At 69.9% G+C, this 15,439-nt stretch carries 12 protein-coding genes and 1 riboswitch; of the genes, 4 read left to right on the top strand and 8 right to left on the bottom strand.

What is annotated here, in order from left to right; all coding sequences use genetic code 11:
• Positions 1-191: 191 nt before the first annotated feature.
• Positions 192-1,202, bottom strand: coding sequence for a sigma-70 family RNA polymerase sigma factor (locus tag M8C13_RS08075; protein ID WP_252479863.1), 1,011 nt, complete (start codon positions 1,200-1,202; stop codon positions 192-194).
• 50 nt (positions 1,203-1,252) lie between these two features.
• Between M8C13_RS08075 and M8C13_RS08070 the strand changes: the two genes are divergently transcribed.
• Positions 1,253-1,912 (top strand): transcriptional regulator, encoded by a 660-nt coding sequence (locus tag M8C13_RS08070; RefSeq protein WP_252479862.1) that lies wholly within the window; start codon positions 1,253-1,255, stop codon positions 1,910-1,912.
• Here the strand turns inward: M8C13_RS08070 and M8C13_RS08065 are convergent.
• The 6 genes from M8C13_RS08065 to M8C13_RS08040 all read right to left on the bottom strand — a co-directional run bounded on the left by M8C13_RS08065 (position 1,900) and on the right by M8C13_RS08040 (position 10,960).
• Positions 1,900-4,017 (bottom strand): diguanylate cyclase, encoded by a 2,118-nt coding sequence (locus M8C13_RS08065; protein ID WP_252479861.1) that lies wholly within the window; start codon positions 4,015-4,017, stop codon positions 1,900-1,902. The two genes, M8C13_RS08070 and M8C13_RS08065, sit on opposite strands and share 13 nt — an antisense overlap.
• A 133-nt stretch (positions 4,018-4,150) precedes the next feature.
• A complete protein-coding gene (locus M8C13_RS08060) occupies positions 4,151-5,281 on the bottom strand; it encodes a hypothetical protein (protein ID WP_252479860.1) in 1,131 nt (376 codons plus the stop codon).
• A gap of 122 nt (positions 5,282-5,403) precedes the next feature.
• Positions 5,404-5,934 carry a pyridoxamine 5'-phosphate oxidase family protein gene (locus tag M8C13_RS08055; protein ID WP_252479859.1) on the bottom strand — a complete coding sequence of 177 codons (531 nt, stop codon included), beginning with the start codon at positions 5,932-5,934 and terminating at the stop codon, positions 5,404-5,406.
• A 36-nt stretch (positions 5,935-5,970) separates the two neighbouring features.
• Positions 5,971-6,954, bottom strand: coding sequence for a hypothetical protein (locus M8C13_RS08050; RefSeq protein ID WP_252479858.1), 984 nt, complete (start codon positions 6,952-6,954; stop codon positions 5,971-5,973).
• A gap of 113 nt (positions 6,955-7,067) precedes the next feature.
• Positions 7,068-8,144 carry a ribonucleotide-diphosphate reductase subunit beta gene (locus tag M8C13_RS08045; RefSeq protein ID WP_252479857.1) on the bottom strand — a complete coding sequence of 359 codons (1,077 nt, stop codon included), beginning with the start codon at positions 8,142-8,144 and terminating at the stop codon, positions 7,068-7,070.
• Positions 8,141-10,960: a ribonucleoside-diphosphate reductase subunit alpha gene (locus tag M8C13_RS08040; RefSeq protein WP_252479856.1), complete on the bottom strand. Its 2,820-nt coding sequence runs from the start codon at positions 10,958-10,960 to the stop codon at positions 8,141-8,143. The genes M8C13_RS08045 and M8C13_RS08040 overlap by 4 nt, the downstream gene beginning before the upstream one ends.
• 292 nt (positions 10,961-11,252) lie before the next feature.
• Positions 11,253-11,490, bottom strand: a riboswitch (cobalamin riboswitch).
• A gap of 107 nt (positions 11,491-11,597) precedes the next feature.
• On the opposite strand from M8C13_RS08040, the gene M8C13_RS08035 reads away from it, so the two are divergent.
• Positions 11,598-12,584 (top strand): zinc-binding dehydrogenase, encoded by a 987-nt coding sequence (locus M8C13_RS08035; RefSeq protein ID WP_252479855.1) that lies wholly within the window; start codon positions 11,598-11,600, stop codon positions 12,582-12,584.
• 9 nt (positions 12,585-12,593) lie between these two features.
• On the opposite strand, the gene M8C13_RS08030 is transcribed toward M8C13_RS08035, so the two are convergent.
• Positions 12,594-12,998: a hypothetical protein gene (locus tag M8C13_RS08030; protein WP_252479854.1), complete on the bottom strand. Its 405-nt coding sequence runs from the start codon at positions 12,996-12,998 to the stop codon at positions 12,594-12,596.
• Positions 12,999-13,196: 198 nt separating this feature from the next.
• On the opposite strand from M8C13_RS08030, the gene M8C13_RS08025 reads away from it, so the two are divergent.
• Together M8C13_RS08025 and M8C13_RS08020 are read left to right on the top strand one after the other, a co-directional pair.
• Positions 13,197-14,579 (top strand): polysaccharide lyase 6 family protein, encoded by a 1,383-nt coding sequence (locus tag M8C13_RS08025; RefSeq protein ID WP_252479853.1) that lies wholly within the window; start codon positions 13,197-13,199, stop codon positions 14,577-14,579.
• A 91-nt stretch (positions 14,580-14,670) separates the two neighbouring features.
• The gene (locus M8C13_RS08020) at positions 14,671-15,402 is read left to right on the top strand and encodes a DUF4097 family beta strand repeat-containing protein (protein ID WP_252479852.1); all 732 of its coding nucleotides are present in this window, start codon (positions 14,671-14,673) and stop codon (positions 15,400-15,402) included.
• Positions 15,403-15,439: the final 37 nt, after the last annotated feature.

Below are 15,439 nucleotides of genomic sequence, written 5' to 3'. Positions count from 1 at the left end.
CCAACGGCTTCCGGCTTCCGGCTTCCGGCTTCCGGCTTCCGGCTTCCGGCTTCCGGCTCCCGGCTCCCGGCTCCCGGCTCCCGGCTCCCGGCTCCCGGCTCGTTGATCTTACCGCCGTACCGGTGGACGTTCCGCGCCGCGGCAGTCACTTCACCGCTTCGTGTCCGCCCGCCGTCCGTCACCGCGCCAGTTTACGAACCCACTCCCGGCCACCGCTCCGGCAGCCTGAAAACCCCGAGCGCGGCGCCGTCCAGGAACGCGCTGATCGCCGCGATCCGCCCGTCCCGCACGGTGAGCACGTCCACCGCCACCAGCCGGTGCCCCTCGCCGCGGTCCATATACGCCCCGAACGCCAGCTGTCCGTTGGCCCGCACCGGCATCCGCTGCCAGGACTCCTTGAGCACCACCCCGGTCAGGAACGCGACCACGTCCGCCCGCCCGTGGAACCAGAACGGCATCGGCGGCATGGTGAACCGGACGTCCTCGGCCAGCAGCGTCACCATGGCGTCCACATCGGAGCGTTGCAGCGCCTCGATGAAGGCCGCCAGCAGTTCCCGCTGCCCGTCATCGCCCAGCTCGGCCAGCTCCGCACGCTGGGAGCGGGGCTGGGTGCGGATGGTGGCGCGGGCGCGTTGCAGGGCGCTGTTCACCGAGGGCACCGAGGTGTCCAGGGTGGCGGCCACCTCGGCGGCGCTGAAGCCCAGCACCTCGCGCAGCACGAGCACCGCGCGCTGGGTGGCCGGAAGGTGTTGCAGGGCAACCAAGAACGCCAGTTCGACGCTTTCCCGCAGCTCGTAGCCGGCGGCCGGGTCCAGGGCGAGGCGGTCGTCGGGGCAGGGTTGCAGCCAGATGGGTTCGTCCACCCGGCCGGTGAGCTCCACGTCGGGGGAGGACGGTGGCGCGTAGTCGTCGGTGAGGATGCGGCGCGGGCGCCTGCGGATCTCGTCCAGGCACACGTTGGTCGCGATCCGGTACAGCCAGCTCTTCACCGAGGCCCTGCCCTCGAAGCCCGCGATGCCCTTCCACGCCTTGACCAGCGCGTCCTGGACCGCGTCCTCGGCGTCGTGGGTGGAGCCGAGCATGCGGTAGCAGTAGGCGAAGAGCTGGTCGCGGTACGGGGTGACCAGCTGTCCGAAAGCAGCCTGGTCGTCCTGTTGCGCCAGGGCCAGCAGCCCGGGTTCACCAGCCATGTGTTCCGGCATGCGCGTGAAGCTACCGCCTGGCCCGGACAAAGCGGGCTAGGCTGCCCCGCGTGAGTGCTACCGCGCAGGAAACGTTGGCCGGTCTACGCGACGTGCTCGGGCACGCCGAGGGGGAGAACCGCCTGGTGCCGCGGATCGCGGCGGGCCAGGCCCCTCGGTCGGTGCTGGCGGCGCTGGCCGGGGAGCAGTACCGGGTGATCAGCAGTGACTGGCGGAGCCTGCTGCACCTGGCGGCGCGGGCCGAGGCGCCCGCGGCCAAGCAGTACTTCTCCACCCTGGCCGCGGGGGAGGGGATCGCGCTGGAGCGGGTGGTGCAGTTCGCCGCCGCGGCAGGGCTGGACGAGGCCGCGCTCAAGGCGTACCAGCCGTTGCCCGGTTGCCAGGCCTATCCGGCGTACCAGGCTTGGCTGGCGCTGAACGGGGACATCACCGCGGTGATCCTGGCGCTCAACGTCAACTTCGGGGCCTGGGGCGAGTACTGCGGCACGGTGTCCGCGGCGCTGGCCGAGCACTACGGGTTCGACGAGACCGGGCGCGGGTTCTTCGACTTCTTCGCCGCGCCCGCGCCGCAGCTGCTGGAGCTGGCCATGGAGGCGGTGCAGGCGGGCCTGGACGCGGGGGAGTCGACCGCGGCCGCGCACGGGTACGGGCGGTTGTTGCAGGCCTACGAGCTCTCGTTCTGGAACACCCTGGACGATCAGGTCCGGTAGCTGCGGTCCTGGCTCTCCTCGGCGGCGGGGCGGATCGGGCGCAGCGTGCCCACCGCCCCGCGCCGCTGGAGCTTCAGGAACGCGGCCACCACGTCCGGGTCGAACTGGCCGCCGCTGCCCTCCCGCAGCTCGTGCAGCGCCTGCCGTTCGCTGAGCGCCCGCTGGTACGGCCGGTCCGAGCGCATCGCCGCCCACGCGTCGCAGACCGCGATGATCCGCGCCTCGATCCGGATGTCCGTGCCGGCCAGCCCCAGCGGGTAGCCGCTGCCGTCGAAGCGCTCGTGGTGCTGGCGGATGATCTCGGCGATCGCCTCGAAGTCCGGCACCATCGCGGCCAGCCGGTAGCCGTGGTCGGGGTGCTGGCGCATCAGCGCCCACTCCTGCTCGTCCAGCCTGCCCGGCTTGGTCAGCACCTCCGGCGGCACGACGATCTTGCCGATGTCGTGCAGCCGCCCGCCCAGCCCGGCCTGGTGCGCGGTCTCCGCACCCAGCTTCATCGCCTCGGCGACCTCGCGCGCCCACCGGCTGATCGCCCGGCTGTGCTCCTGCCCGGCCAGCTTGCCGTCCACCTCGTCGGCGACCTGCCGCAGGTAGTCCACCATGGCCGCGTGGTCGGCGACCTGGCCCGCCGGCGACTCCGGCGCGCGGCCCACCACGATCCGGTCCCGGCCCTGCGACTTGGCCGCGTACAGCGCCCGGTCGGCCACCGCGACCAGCTCGCTGGGCTGCTCGCCGTGCAGCGGGTAGCAGGCGGTGCCGACCGAGACGGTGACCGCGATCCACGTGTCGGCGGAAACGGTGATGGGGCTGCTGGCCACGCAGTGCCGCAGGCGTTCGGCGATCCCGGGCAGCTCGGTGGGACTGGCGTCCGGGAACAGCAGCGCGAACTCCTCGCCGCCGTAGCGGGCCACCACGTCCCCGGCGCGGGCGCAGGCGCCCAACCGGTTGGCGATCTCCACCAGCACGTGGTCGCCTGCCGGGTGGCCGTACCGGTCGTTGATCGACTTGAAGTGGTCCACGTCCACGATGAACACCGCCAGGTGCCCGTCGGCCCGTTTCGCCCGCGCGATCTCGATCGGCAGGTGCGCCTCGAAGAACCGCCGGGTGTGCAGCCCGGTGAGCACATCGGTGATGGCCAGCCGCCGCTGCGCCGAGACCAGCCCGGCCAGCCTGGCGATGGTCAGCCCGAACAGCAGCGCACAGGCCACCGCGATCACCGGCACCCCGCTGAGGTCCCCGTTGGCGGTCTGGACCAGCAGCAGCACCGGCGCCAGCAGCGCGGCCGCGGACAGCACCGACATCCTGGCCAGGCTCGGCCCGGTGTCGGTGTTGCGCTCCGCGCGCTCGCCGACCTGCCGCATGGTCGGGTGCAGCGCGGCCGCGCCGAGGGCCAGGTTGGAGGTCAGCCAGATCGCGTCCAGGTAGTTGCCCGCGGTGTAGCTGCCGTCGAGCTGTTGCAGCACGTAGAGCGAGTCGGCCGCGAACAGCGCCAGCAGGTTGGTGCTCAGCAGCGTGAACGCCATCGGCCGCCGCCCGCCACCCATGATCAGCCGGATGGCCACCGCCAGCATCGCCAGGTCCATCATCGGATAGGCCAGCGAGGCCGCCTTGACCAGCAACGGCGAGTCCAGCCGCGCCCGGGGCCCGATCAGGTAGAGCCAGGACATCATGCCCGCGCTCACCGACAGCACCGCCGCGTCCAGCAGCCCCGGCAGGTCGCGGCCGGGGCTGCGCATCCGGATCAGCAGCAGCAGACCGGCCACGACCAGCGGGTAGTGACCCAGGTAGAAGATGTCGGCCACGTTCGGGTAGGTCGGATCGCGCAGCACGTAGTGCGCCACGTAGAAGCAGATGTCGGCCACCGCGTACACGACCTGCCCGAGCGCGATCAGCAGCCAGGGCCGCAACGGCCGCGGCCGGTTCCGCCGCACCCCGTACAGCGCGGCCACCGCCGCCGAGGAGGTGATCAGGCAGTACACGACGAACCTGGCGATCCGGCCGCCGTCATCGGTCGGGATCAGGAAGTAGATCCCGACGAAGGCGAGCCCGATGAGCAGGTAGGCCAGCCACCGGCGATCACCGGCCGGACGGCTGCTTACGTCCATGCACGACCCCTTGCTCGAAACACACCCGCGGCCGCATCATGCCCCACCCACGGGGTATGCAGAACCATTGAACCCCGGGATACCGGCAACCGCACTCGGTCAATGGTGCGGTATACGCGCGAATGGGGAGGAACTACCCACGGTCAGCGAGTAGATCCCACGGCCCGCCACGCGTGTTGCTTGAAACCAGGATGACCAGACGGCCTGCGATATGAACGCTGGTGCCCGGATACTCCGCTGCTCGCCGACGGAGGCGACGCAACGTCACGCCTTGCTCTTCTGGCGATAGCGCCTCGTCGAGGACTCCGAAGGAGAGTCGCCGGTCATCTTGGCCGAACAGGTTGAGCGGAGCCCAGGCCCCGTGGAGTCGCCGCCCCGACACGAGGTGGTCTTCTACCGGCGGCGCGCTGGCGAACAGTGTTTCTTGGACGGTGTGGCGATGGGCTTGGGCACGTTCGGCGAGTTGGTGGACGGAGGTCCAGTCATCCAGGGTGGCGCGGTTGTCGCGTTCTGTCAGCCAGGCTGGAACCTCTAGGCGCTGGTAGGTGAACGATCTCGCGGCACGTTCCACTGAGCTGCCACGCGCCTCCCGCGAAGTTTTGCCAGGCGGGCTGGCAGGTCGGCTCGGCTTGCGGCGAGGCGCGAACAGGTCCACCGTCACCCCGTGCTCGCTCGCGTAGGCCCATGACATGACGAATGGGTGGTCCCGATGGTATTCGGACCACGTCAGCAGCTCGTTGAGACGCCTTAGGTTCTCCGCCAATGCCTTTGACGGTGCCTTGCGGTATCGCCCGCGGGCCTCACCTGCGAGCTGCTTCTTCGGCCAGCCGAACAACAAGTCTGGCTTGATGCCTCGCTTCCGGTAGGACTTGTCCGGGCCTATCGGCAACGCGTCGAGATGGTGCAGTGATCCGCTGCGGTGCCAGCGGGAGCTCGCCTCTACCGCAGCGGTGAGCATGGCCATGCCCAGCGACTCCACGACGAAGTGCCGAAGGTGGTGCGAGCTGGTCCGCACCACATCGGGCTTGAGCCTTAGCGGCCCGTTCTCAGGAGTGTCCAGGTAGGACAGCAGGATGCGGGCTTCGGGGAAGTGACTTTCGAACCGTGCCGGACAGGGAGTGGCCAGTGTGTTGATCTCGACCAGCCGGGCGAGGTTGATGTCGAGCCGCCGGGTGCGCGGTGTCAGCTCCGCGCTGAGACGGGCGATACCTGTCTGACTGGGATCGACGGTCCAGCTGAAGTCGCGCAACATCACCCAGGTCACCAAGCCAGGCTAGCCGCGGGGTCGCCTCGGGCAGTGCCGGGCGACCCCACACGATCAGGTCAACGGTGGAGCTGGGAGGTCGTGCCCGCGGTGCCACGTTCTCACCTGGCGGGGCAGGCCATCTAGTGCGCGAAGTCCCAGCGGGTGGCGCCGTGCGGTTCCGCGGTGGCCACGCCGATCGCGGTGTGCAGCGTGAGCCGGTACACATGCCACGGCGGCGGCCCCGCGCTCGGTGCCGTGAACGGAGCGGTGAACCCCTCATCCGTCACCGTCGCCGGCCACCCGCCGCTCCGGTAGACCTCAGCCAGCTTCTCCAGGTCAGCGGCCTCGGTGACCCGGTGCGCCGAACCCTCCAGCACCAGGTCAACGCCGCGCAGCCGGACCGAGACGGTGCACGCCGGATTCACCGCCAGGTTGCGGGACTTGCGGGTGCCGGGGCCGCTGACGAAATACAACGCGTCATCTACCCAGACGGCTCCGACGCCTGCTGAATGCGGTCTTCCATCGGGGCGCACGGTGGCCACGAAGAAGGTGAGGTCGGCTTTGGGGGTGTCCGCGGCGAGAATGTCGCGGGGCCGGCTCCACGGCAGTTCCGCGGAGCCGTACTGGTCGAGGTTGCGGGTCGCGATGGGCTCGTGCGTTGAGTCGGTCATACCCGTGCGTCGAACGGGATCGGTCGTTTTCGACATTCAGGCCAGACCTTCTTCTTTTATCGCCGTCCACGGGTCCCCGCCGTCGGTGGCCAGCACCACCACGATGCGCCCGGAGACCGACACGGCGGGCGAGGAGCCCAGTGCGGCGTGCTCGTCCTCGTCCAGGTCCTCGCCGAGCACGGCCAGCGCGTACCGCCTGCTGTCCAGGCCGAACAGGTCGAGGGGCGCCTGGGCGCCGCGCAGCCGGTGGCCGAGCAGGGTGTGCTCGGTGGGCGGGGCGGTCTCGTGCAGGTAGCGCTCGACCTCGACGACCCGGGTCGCGGCCTCCTCGGCGAGTGGGCCGACGGCGGAGTCGTCCACCGCGGGGCCCTGGTAGAGCTCGGTGCGGACCTTGCCGGAGTTGCCGTCGAACCAGGCGGAGCCGTCGGCCGGGCGGTACAGGTCCACGGTGATGCCCAGGTCGCTGGCGTAGGCCCAGGTCATGACGAACGGGTGGTCGTCGTGCCGGGCCGACCACTCCAGCATGGTCTCCAGCCGCAGCCGGGGCTCGGCCAGCACCCGGGAGGGCGGGTTGCGGGCCCGGCCCTTGGCCTCCCCGGCGAGCCTGCGGCCCGGCCAGCCGAAGAGCAGGTCAGGGCGCACGCCGCGGTTGCGGTAGGCCCGGTCCGGTCCGATCGGCAGCACGCGGGGCTCGCCGACGGCGGTGGAGTGCAGGCCCAGGCCGAGGCACTCCACCACGAACTGCCGGATGTGGTGCGAGCTGCCGCGCACCGACTCCTCGCGCAGGCTCAGCTGCCCGGAGGCGGGAGTGCGCAGGAAGGACAGCATGATCCGGGTCTCGGCGAACTGGTTGTCGAACCGGGTCGGGCTCAGCGTGGCCAGCGCGTTGACCCGCACCAGGTGGGCCAGCGAGACCTCCAGGCGGGAGCGGCCGGAGCCCCGGGAGAAGGCCAGCTGGTGGTCGCCGAGCAGGTCCGGCGCCAGGGACCAGGTGATGTGGCGGAGGCTTGCCCAGGTCATGATCACACGCTATCCCCGGCGGGCCTCGCGGTCGCGATGGCTGGCCGGTGAACCGGGGAAAACAGCGATGGCGCCGCCCCGCGGGACGACGCCATCAGCTGCTCAGCCGGAGCTCAGTCCCAGTCCAGCGCGCCACCGCTCTGGTACTCGATGACCCTGGTCTCGAAGAAGTTCTTCTCCTTCTTCAGGTCCATCATCTCCGACATCCACGGGAACGGGTTCTCCGCCTCCGCGAACACCGGCGCCAGGCCGATCTGGGCGCAGCGGCGGTTGGTGATGAAGTGCATGTACTGCTCGCACAGCTCCGCGTTGAGCCCGAGCAGGCCGTTGGGCATGGTGTCGCGGCCGTAGGCCACCTCCAGCTCACAGGCCTCGCGGAGCATGGTGCGGATCTCCTCCTGGAACTCCGCGGTCCACAGGTGCGGGTTCTCGATCTTGATCTGGTTGATCGCGTCGATGCCGAAGTTCAGGTGGATGGACTCATCGCGCAGGATGTACTGGTACTGCTCGGCGATGCCGACCATCTTGTTCCGCCGGCCCAGGGAGAGGATCTGGGCGAAGCCGGTGTAGAACCACATGCCCTCGAACACCACGTAGAAGGCGACCAGGTCGCGCAGGAACGCCTGGTCCTTCTCCGGGGTGCCGGTGCTGAAGTCCGGGTCCTCCAGGTTCTGCGTGTACCGCAGCGCCCAGGCCGCCTTGTCCGTGATGGAGGGCACCTCGCGGTACATGTTGAACAGCTCGCCCTCGTCCAGGCCGAGCGACTCGCAGATGTACTGGAAGGTGTGCGTGTGCACGGCCTCCTCGAAGGCCTGGCGCAGCAGGTACTGGCGGCACTCCGGGTTGGTCAGGTGCCGGTACACCGCGAGCACGATGTTGTTGGCCACCAACGACTCCGAGGTGGCGAAGAAGCCCAGGTTGCGCTTGATCGCCCGGCGCTCGTCCTCGGTCAGGCCGTTCGGGGACTTCCACAGCGCGATGTCGGCCTGCATGGACACCTCGGTGGGCATCCAGTGGTTGTTGCAGCCGGCCAGGTACTTGTCCCAGGCCCAGTGGTACTTCAGCGGCAGCAGCTGGTTGACGTCGGCCCGGCAGTTGATCATCGCCTTGTCGTCGACGCTGACCCGGCCGCCGGAGCGGTCGATCTCGCCGAGGCCGGTGGCGTCGACGGTGGGCTCAAGGGCGGTCACTGGCAGGCCTCGCAGTCGGGGTCGGTGATGGAGCAGGCCAGCGCCTCGGCGGCCTCGGTGGCGGCCGGGGAGGGCGCGGGCGCGGGGGTGCTGAGCACGGGGGAGACCGCGTTGAGCTTGCCGTCGGTGCCGCGCAGGGTGGACTTCTCCACGTGCGTGGCGCTCTGGGCGCGCAGGTAGTACGTGGTCTTCAGGCCGCGCAGCCAGGCCAGCTGGTACAGCGAGTCCAGCTTCTTGCCGCTGGGCTTGGCCATGTACAGGTTGAGCGACTGGGCCTGGTCGATCCACTTCTGCCGCCGGGCCGCCGCCTCGATCAGCCACTCGCTGTCCAGCTCGAACGCGGTGGCGTACAAGGACTTCAGCTCAGCCGGGATGCGCTCGATGGCGCCGAGGCTGCCGTCGAAGTACTTCAGGTCGCCGATCATCACCTCGTCCCACAGCCCGCGCTCCTTCAGCTCGCGCACCAGCTGCGGGTTGACCACGGTGAAGTCGCCGGACATGTTCGACTTCACGTACAGGTTGCGGTACAGCGGTTCGATCGACTGGTTGACCCCGGTGATGTTGGCGATCGTCGCGGTCGGCGCGATGGCCATCACGTTGGAGTTGCGCATGCCGACCTCGACCACGCGCGCCCGCAGCGTGTCCCAGTCCAAAGTGGACGAACGGTCCACCGCGAGGTCGCCCTCCCGGTTGTCGGCCAGGATCTGCACCGAGTCGATCGGCAGGATCCCCTTGCTCCACAAGGAACCCGGGAAGGACTCGTAGGCGCCGCGCTCGGCGGCCAGCTCAGCGGAGGCGGAGATGGCGTAGTAGGAGATCTCCTCCATGCTGCGGTCGGCGAACTCCACCGCGCCGGGGGATGCCATCGGCAGCCGCAGCGCGTAGAGCGCGTCCTGGTAGCCCATCAGGCCAAGCCCCACCGGACGGTGCCGCAGGTTCGACCGGCGCGCTTCCGGGATGGTGTAGAAGTTCACGTCGATCACGTTGTCCAGCATGCGGACCGCGGTGCGCACGGTCTTCTCCAGCCGGGCGTGGTCGATGCCCTCGGCGGTCACGTGCTGGGCCAGGTTGACCGAACCCAGGTTGCACACCGCGACCTCGTCGATCGTGGTGTTGAGGGTGATCTCGGTGCACAGGTTCGAGGAGTGCACCACGCCGGAGTGCTGCTGCGGGGAGCGCAGGTTGCACGGGTCCTTGAAGGTGATCCACGGGTGCCCGGTCTCGAACAGCATGGTCAGCATGCGCCGCCACAGGTCCTTGGCCTGCACCCGGCGGAAGACCCGGATCTCGCCGCGGTCGGCGGCCGCCTCGTACTCGGCGTACTTGCGGGAGAACTCCAGGCCGTAGGAGTCGTGCAGGTCCGGCACCTCGTCCGGGGAGAACAGCGTCCACTGCCCGTCCGCGCGGACCCGGCGCAGGAACTCATCCGGCACCCAGTTCGCGGTGTTCATGTCGTGCGTGCGCCGCCGGTCGTCGCCGGTGTTCTTGCGCAGGTCGAGGAACTCCTCGACGTCGATGTGCCAGGTTTCCAGGTACGCGCAGACCGCGCCCTTGCGCTTGCCGCCCTGGTTCACCGCCACCGCGGTGTCGTTGGCGATCTTCAGGAACGGCACCACGCCCTGGGACTTGCCGTTGGTGCCCTTGATGTGCGCGCCGATGCCGCGCACCGGCGTCCAGTCGTTGCCCAGCCCGCCGGCGTACTTCGACAGCAGCGCGTTGTTGCTGATGCCGTGGAAGATGCCCTCCAGGTCATCGCCCACCGTGGTGAGGAAGCAGGAGGACAGCTGCGAGCGGGTGGTGCCCGCGTTGAACAGCGTCGGCGTGGAGCACATGAAGTCGAAGCTGGAGATCAGGTCGTAGAACTCGATCGCCCGCGCCTCGCGGTCGTCCTCGCGCAGCGCCAGGCCCATCGCGACCCGCATGAAGAAGGCCTGCGGCAGCTCGTAGCGGTGCTCGTCGCTGTGCAGCAGGTAGCGGTCGTAGAGCGTCTGCATGCCCAGGAACTGGAACTTCAGGTCCCGGTCGGCCACCAGTGCGGCGCCGAGGCGCTCCAGGTCGAACTTGGCCAGCTCGGTGTCCAGCTGGTCCAGCTCCACCCCGCGCCGGATGAACTCGGCGAAGTAGGTGGGGTACTCCCTGGTCATCTGCGCGTGGCTGGCCACCCGGTGCTCACCGGCCAGGAAGGTCAGCGCCTCGCCGCGCAGCTTGTCCATCAGCAGCCGGGCGCTGACGTAGGAGTAGTTCGGGTCGGTCTCGACCATGGTGCGCGCGGCCATCACCGGCGCGATGCTCAGCTCGGCGGGGCTGATGCCGTTGTAGAGGTTGCGCAGCGTCTCGGCCAGCACCGCCTCGCTGTCCACCGCCGTCAGGTCCGCGCAGGACTCGGAGATGACCAGCGCCAGCCGGTCGGTGTCCAGCGGGATCAGCGTGCCGTCGGCCTGGCGCACGGAGAACTTCGGCGCGGGCTTGGGCGTGGCCTGCTCGCGGGCCTTGTTGTGCTCCTCGCGGTAGAGCACGTAGGCGCGGGCGACCTTCTGGTGCCCGGCCCGCATCAGGGTCAGCTCGACCTGGTCCTGGATCTGCTCGATGTGCAGCGGCCGGTCCGGGCCGGCGTGCCGCAGCAGGCCCTGCGTCACCGAGGCGGTCAGCTCGGCGATCTGTTCGCGCACGCGGGGCGAGGAACCCGCGTCGGTGCCTTCCACGGCGAGGAAGGCCTTGGTCATCGCGGCCGTGATCTTGGCCGCCTCGAACGGGGACACCGCGCCGTTGCGGCGGATCACCGTGACCGCGCCGGCTGCGATCTCTGGCGAATGCACTGACACGAAAGCTGCTCCAAAAGGTGTGCTGGACGGTTGAGGGCAGCGCCGGGCGGCCGAGGACCCGGAGCCGGGTTCGGTTGCCGTCGCTGGGGAAGAGCGGGGTGAAACTGGCTAGCTCTGAGGCTCGCTACAGCTCGCAGGCGATGCGGTCATACAGGTCGTCTCTCCTCGCGAGCGTCGGCGTCAGTGGGCCGCGGAGTCAGAGGCAGGCGAGGGCCGACCGGGGCGCGCGCATGCGCCGCCCAGTCGTCCGCTCGGCCTTCCCACGAGACCGCGAACCAGGCGCACCGGCGGTGCGCCCGCTGACGGCAGGTCTTCGGACTCGCGGGCACACGCCAAGCGCTGGCGCACCTACTGGCCGTCGCTTCCCGGACCGTGGCGTCCAGTGCTGTACCGGCCCTGGTGCTCGGCCGGTGACGGCGGTCGTTCCCACTCACCGCTGCGGGGCAGTCCCGGAGTCGCACCGGGTTCCCTGTTGCCTCGCCTGGCGTTTGCGTGCCCGGCGAACCATCAGCGCAACGGATACTACATGTAGGGGTAGTCCGCGCAAGCGCACCCAATATGGCCGTGTGTCGCGTGTCGGTGAGGCATGACACGATGGGGGTGGACTGATCACGGTGCGTGGAGGTGCGGAGTGCGGGCATGGCGTGTGCACGAGCTGGGCGAGCCGCGGGACGTGCTCCGGCTGGACGAGGTCCCGGAGCCGGTCGCCGGGCCGGGACAGGTGCTGGTGAAGGTCCGCGCGACCGCGTTGAACTTCCCGGACGCGCTGCTGTGCCGGGGTCAGTACCAGGTCCGCCCGCCGCTGCCGTTCACTCCGGGGGTCGAGCTTTGCGGTGAGGTGGTCGCGCTCGGTGAGGGCGCCAGTGGGTTCGCGGTCGGCGACCGGGTCATCGCCACGCCCGCGCCGCCGCACGGCGGGCTGGCCGAGTACGTGGCGGTCAATGCCGCCGAGCTGCTGCCCGCCCCCGAGGCGCTGGACGACGCCCAGGCCGCCGGGTTCCACATCGCCTACCAGACCGGCTGGTTCGGCCTGCACCGCCGGGCCGGGCTGGCCGAGGGCGAGACCCTGCTGGTGCACGCCGCGGCCGGTGGCGTTGGCAGCGCGGCCATCCAGCTCGGCAAGGCCGCTGGCGCCACCGTGATCGGCGTGGTCGGCGGGGCGCGCAAGGCCGAGGTGGCCAAGGAGCTGGGCGCGGACCTGGTGATCGACCGCAAGCAGGAGGACGTGATCGCCACGGTGAAGGAGTTCACCGGCGGCCGCGGCGTGGACGTGGTCTACGACCCGGTGGGCGGCGACTCCTTCCGCGCCGCCACCAAGGTGATCGCCTTCGAGGGCCGGATCGTCATCGTCGGCTTCGCCAGCGGCGAGATCCCCAGCGCCGCGATGAACCACGCCCTGGTCAAGAACTACTCGCTGCTGGGCCTGCACTGGGGCCTGTACACGCACAAGGACCCGGCGCTGGTCCGGCAGGCGCACCTGGAGCTGTCCGCGTTGGCCGATGAGGGCCTGGTCGACCCGCTGGTCAGCGAGCGGCTGCCGCTGGCGGAGGCGGCGGCGGGCGTGCAGAAGCTGGCCGAGGGCGACACCGTCGGCCGGGTCGTGGTGACCATGGACTGACGCCCGGCGTCAGCAAATCATCGGACGATTGGCGTTGATGAGCTCGAAGCGCCGGTCGAACATCGCGCTGCGCCACCCGGCGAAGAAGGCGTCCGCGGCATTGCTGAGGTGCCTGCCGGCCGGCACCGGATAGACCACGCACACCCAGTTCACGGAGACGCTCAGCACCAGTTCGCCGGACGCCCGGGCGCCGCGCACCACACCGGCGGCCTGGGGGCCGTGCTCGCCGAAGCCGCCGTCCAGACAGAGCGCCAGGTCGGCTGCCGCCTGGCCGGCGGTGTCGAACATCGCCCACCGGTACTTCGGCGAGGGCCGGCCGAGGTGCCACGGCTCGAAGAAGGCCGCCGAACTCCAGCCCGGCCCGACGTGCGTCGCACGCTCTCCCGGGCTCGGGTGGGACTCCTTGGGGAGCATGATGTTGTAGGGAGTCTTACTCGCTGGGCTCACCCGCTCATCCAAGGGCCGGCCCGCGACGTGGTCCACCCCGTTCCAGGGACAGGACCTGCTCTTTCACATCCGTGCACTGTGGGATTCGGCAAGGTTCTTGACTATACGTCGGACGGGTCCCTAGCTTGTGCTCACCGCCGCGCCGACTCACTGGAGAGCTGGCACATGAGAAGAAACACCGCTGTGCTGTTGCCCGTGCTGGCGATGGCACTGGTCTTTACCCTGCCCTCAGCTGCCACCGCAGACTCCGCCGCGCCGATCCGGGTGAACAGCCTTTCCGCCCTGCAGAACGCCCTGAACTCAGCCAAGCCCGGCGACCGGATCGAGCTGGCCGACGGCACCTACAACGCCACCGGCCCGATCACCGTCCGCCGCTCGGGCACCTCCGCCGCGCCGATCGAGGTCACCGCCGCGAACGTCGGGAAGGCGGTCATCACCGGCTCCACCGGCTTCGCCTTCGACGGCAACGTCAGCTACGTGACCCTCAACGGGTTCTCGCTGCGGCACGGCGGTTCGCTGTCGGTGCCCACCGGCTCGCACCACATCCGGTTGAGCCGCAACACGATCCAGTTCAGCTCGGACGGGAACTGGGTCACCGTCAGCGGAAACGACGTGGAGGTGGACCGCAACACCTTCCAGAACCGCACCACCGCAGGGGTCTTCCTGCAGGTCTCCGGGCCCGGCGACGACATCGCCAAGCGCACCAAGATCCACCACAACTACTTCTACAACCACGGCTTCACCGGGGCCAACGGCGGTGAGGCGATCCGCTTCGGCTTCAGCCACAAGCAGAGCTACAACTCCGGCGGCGTGATCGAGCACAACCTGTTCGAGAAGGCCAACGGCGACCCGGAGGCCATCTCGGTCAAGGCCTCCGAGACCACCGTGCGGCACAACACGATCCGGGACAGCAAGGGCTACATCGTGCTGCGGCACGGGCACCGCAACACGGTGGAGGGCAACCTGCTGCTCGGCGCCACCGGCATCCGCTTCCACGGCAACGATCACAAGATCATCAACAACTACGTGGCGGCCAGTGGCGGCCGGGCGCTGGTCTTCGGCAAGGGCTCGGAGGCCGACAGCGGGCCGGCCAGCACCGGGCACGACCGGCCGGACCGGGTGACGGTGGCCTACAACACCTTGCTGGGCACCAGTTCCGTGGTGGACAGCGACGGCGGCACCTTCCTGCCCAAGGACTGCGTGCTGGCCAACAACATCATCGTCGGCAGCTCCGGCTCGCTGGTGGCGATGCGCAGTGGCGCCACGGTGAAGTACGAGGGCAACATCGCCCACGGCGCCAGTGCAGGCATGCCCGCCGGTGGCTACCGCAACGTGGACCCGAAGCTGACCACGGATGCCAACGGGCTCAAGCGGTTGAGCTCGGGCAGCCCGGCCATCGACGCGGGCGTGGGCAGCTACTCCTACGTCACCACCGACTTCGACCCGCACGCGCGCAGCGGCAAGCTGGACGTGGGCGCGGACGAGTTCGGCGGTTCGGTGGCCCGCAAGCCGTTGCAGAAGTCCGACGTCGGACCTTCGGCACCGTGATCCACTTCCGGCGGGGGTAGGGCTGGCACCACCCCCGCCGGAGGGGACAGCCCGCTCGTGCGCGCGGCCGCGGGCTCGTTACGGTCTGCGCATGAGGACGCTGAAGGTGGGGGCAGTGCTGCTGGCGGGTCTGGCGGCGCTCAGCGGGTGTTTCGCGTTCGCGGCCAACCGGGAGACCCAGCAGCAGGACCACGACCGGAAGGTCAGCCGGGTCGAGGTGACCCTGGACAGCGGTGACGTCGAGATCCGCGCGGGCGCGGACAACAAGGTCGGCATCACCAGGAAGCTGGAGTGGGGCACCAGCAAGCCCGCGTACCGCGAGGAGTGGGACGGCGACACCCTGCGCGTGCACCCGCCGACCTGCTCGAACAACTGCTCGATCAGCTACGTGCTCACCGTGCCCGCCGCGGTCTCGGCGAAGCTGCGCACCGACTCCGGCTCGATCACGGTGCGCGATGTCACCGGCGAGCTGAACCTGGAGACCGACTCCGGCGACGTGCGCGCGGACAACCCGGTCGCCGCGCTGTTCGTGCGGGCCGACTCCGGCACGGTCACCGCCACCGGCGCGCGCTCACCCAAGGCCGAGCTGCGCACCGACTCCGGCGACATCAGGGCCGACTTCACCGCCGCGCCAGGCAGTGTCACCGCGAACGCGGGCAGCGGCACGATCGAGATCGGCGTGCCGAATGAACCGGCCGGGTACAAGGTGGACGCCAAGGTCGAGTCGGGCAAGCGGACCGTCTCGGTCACCGAAGAGGCGGGCAGCCCGCGCTCGATCAGCGCGCACACCGACTCCGGTGATGTGACCGTGCGCTACGCCTAGCGCGCCCGGCGGACCGGTGAGGGCCGCCTCCGCCGGG

The sequence above is a fragment of the Crossiella sp. SN42 genome, assembly GCF_023897065.1.
Classification (GTDB): Bacteria; Actinomycetota; Actinomycetes; order Mycobacteriales; family Pseudonocardiaceae; genus Crossiella.
Note: the sequence above shows the minus strand (reverse complement) of the source record. Positions and strands in the feature narration are given on the sequence as shown.

Coding starts and splice junctions, on each gene's coding strand:
- M8C13_RS08065 (WP_252479861.1), bottom strand. CDS start 4,017: ATGGACGTAAGCAGCCGTCCGGCCGGTGATCGCCGGTGGCTGGCCTAC.
- M8C13_RS08030 (WP_252479854.1), bottom strand. CDS start 12,998: ATGCTCCCCAAGGAGTCCCACCCGAGCCCGGGAGAGCGTGCGACGCAC.
- M8C13_RS08075 (WP_252479863.1), bottom strand. CDS start 1,202: ATGCCGGAACACATGGCTGGTGAACCCGGGCTGCTGGCCCTGGCGCAA.
- M8C13_RS08025 (WP_252479853.1), top strand. CDS start 13,197: ATGAGAAGAAACACCGCTGTGCTGTTGCCCGTGCTGGCGATGGCACTG.
- M8C13_RS08050 (WP_252479858.1), bottom strand. CDS start 6,954: ATGACCTGGGCAAGCCTCCGCCACATCACCTGGTCCCTGGCGCCGGAC.
- M8C13_RS08020 (WP_252479852.1), top strand. CDS start 14,671: ATGAGGACGCTGAAGGTGGGGGCAGTGCTGCTGGCGGGTCTGGCGGCG.
- M8C13_RS08055 (WP_252479859.1), bottom strand. CDS start 5,934: ATGACCGACTCAACGCACGAGCCCATCGCGACCCGCAACCTCGACCAG.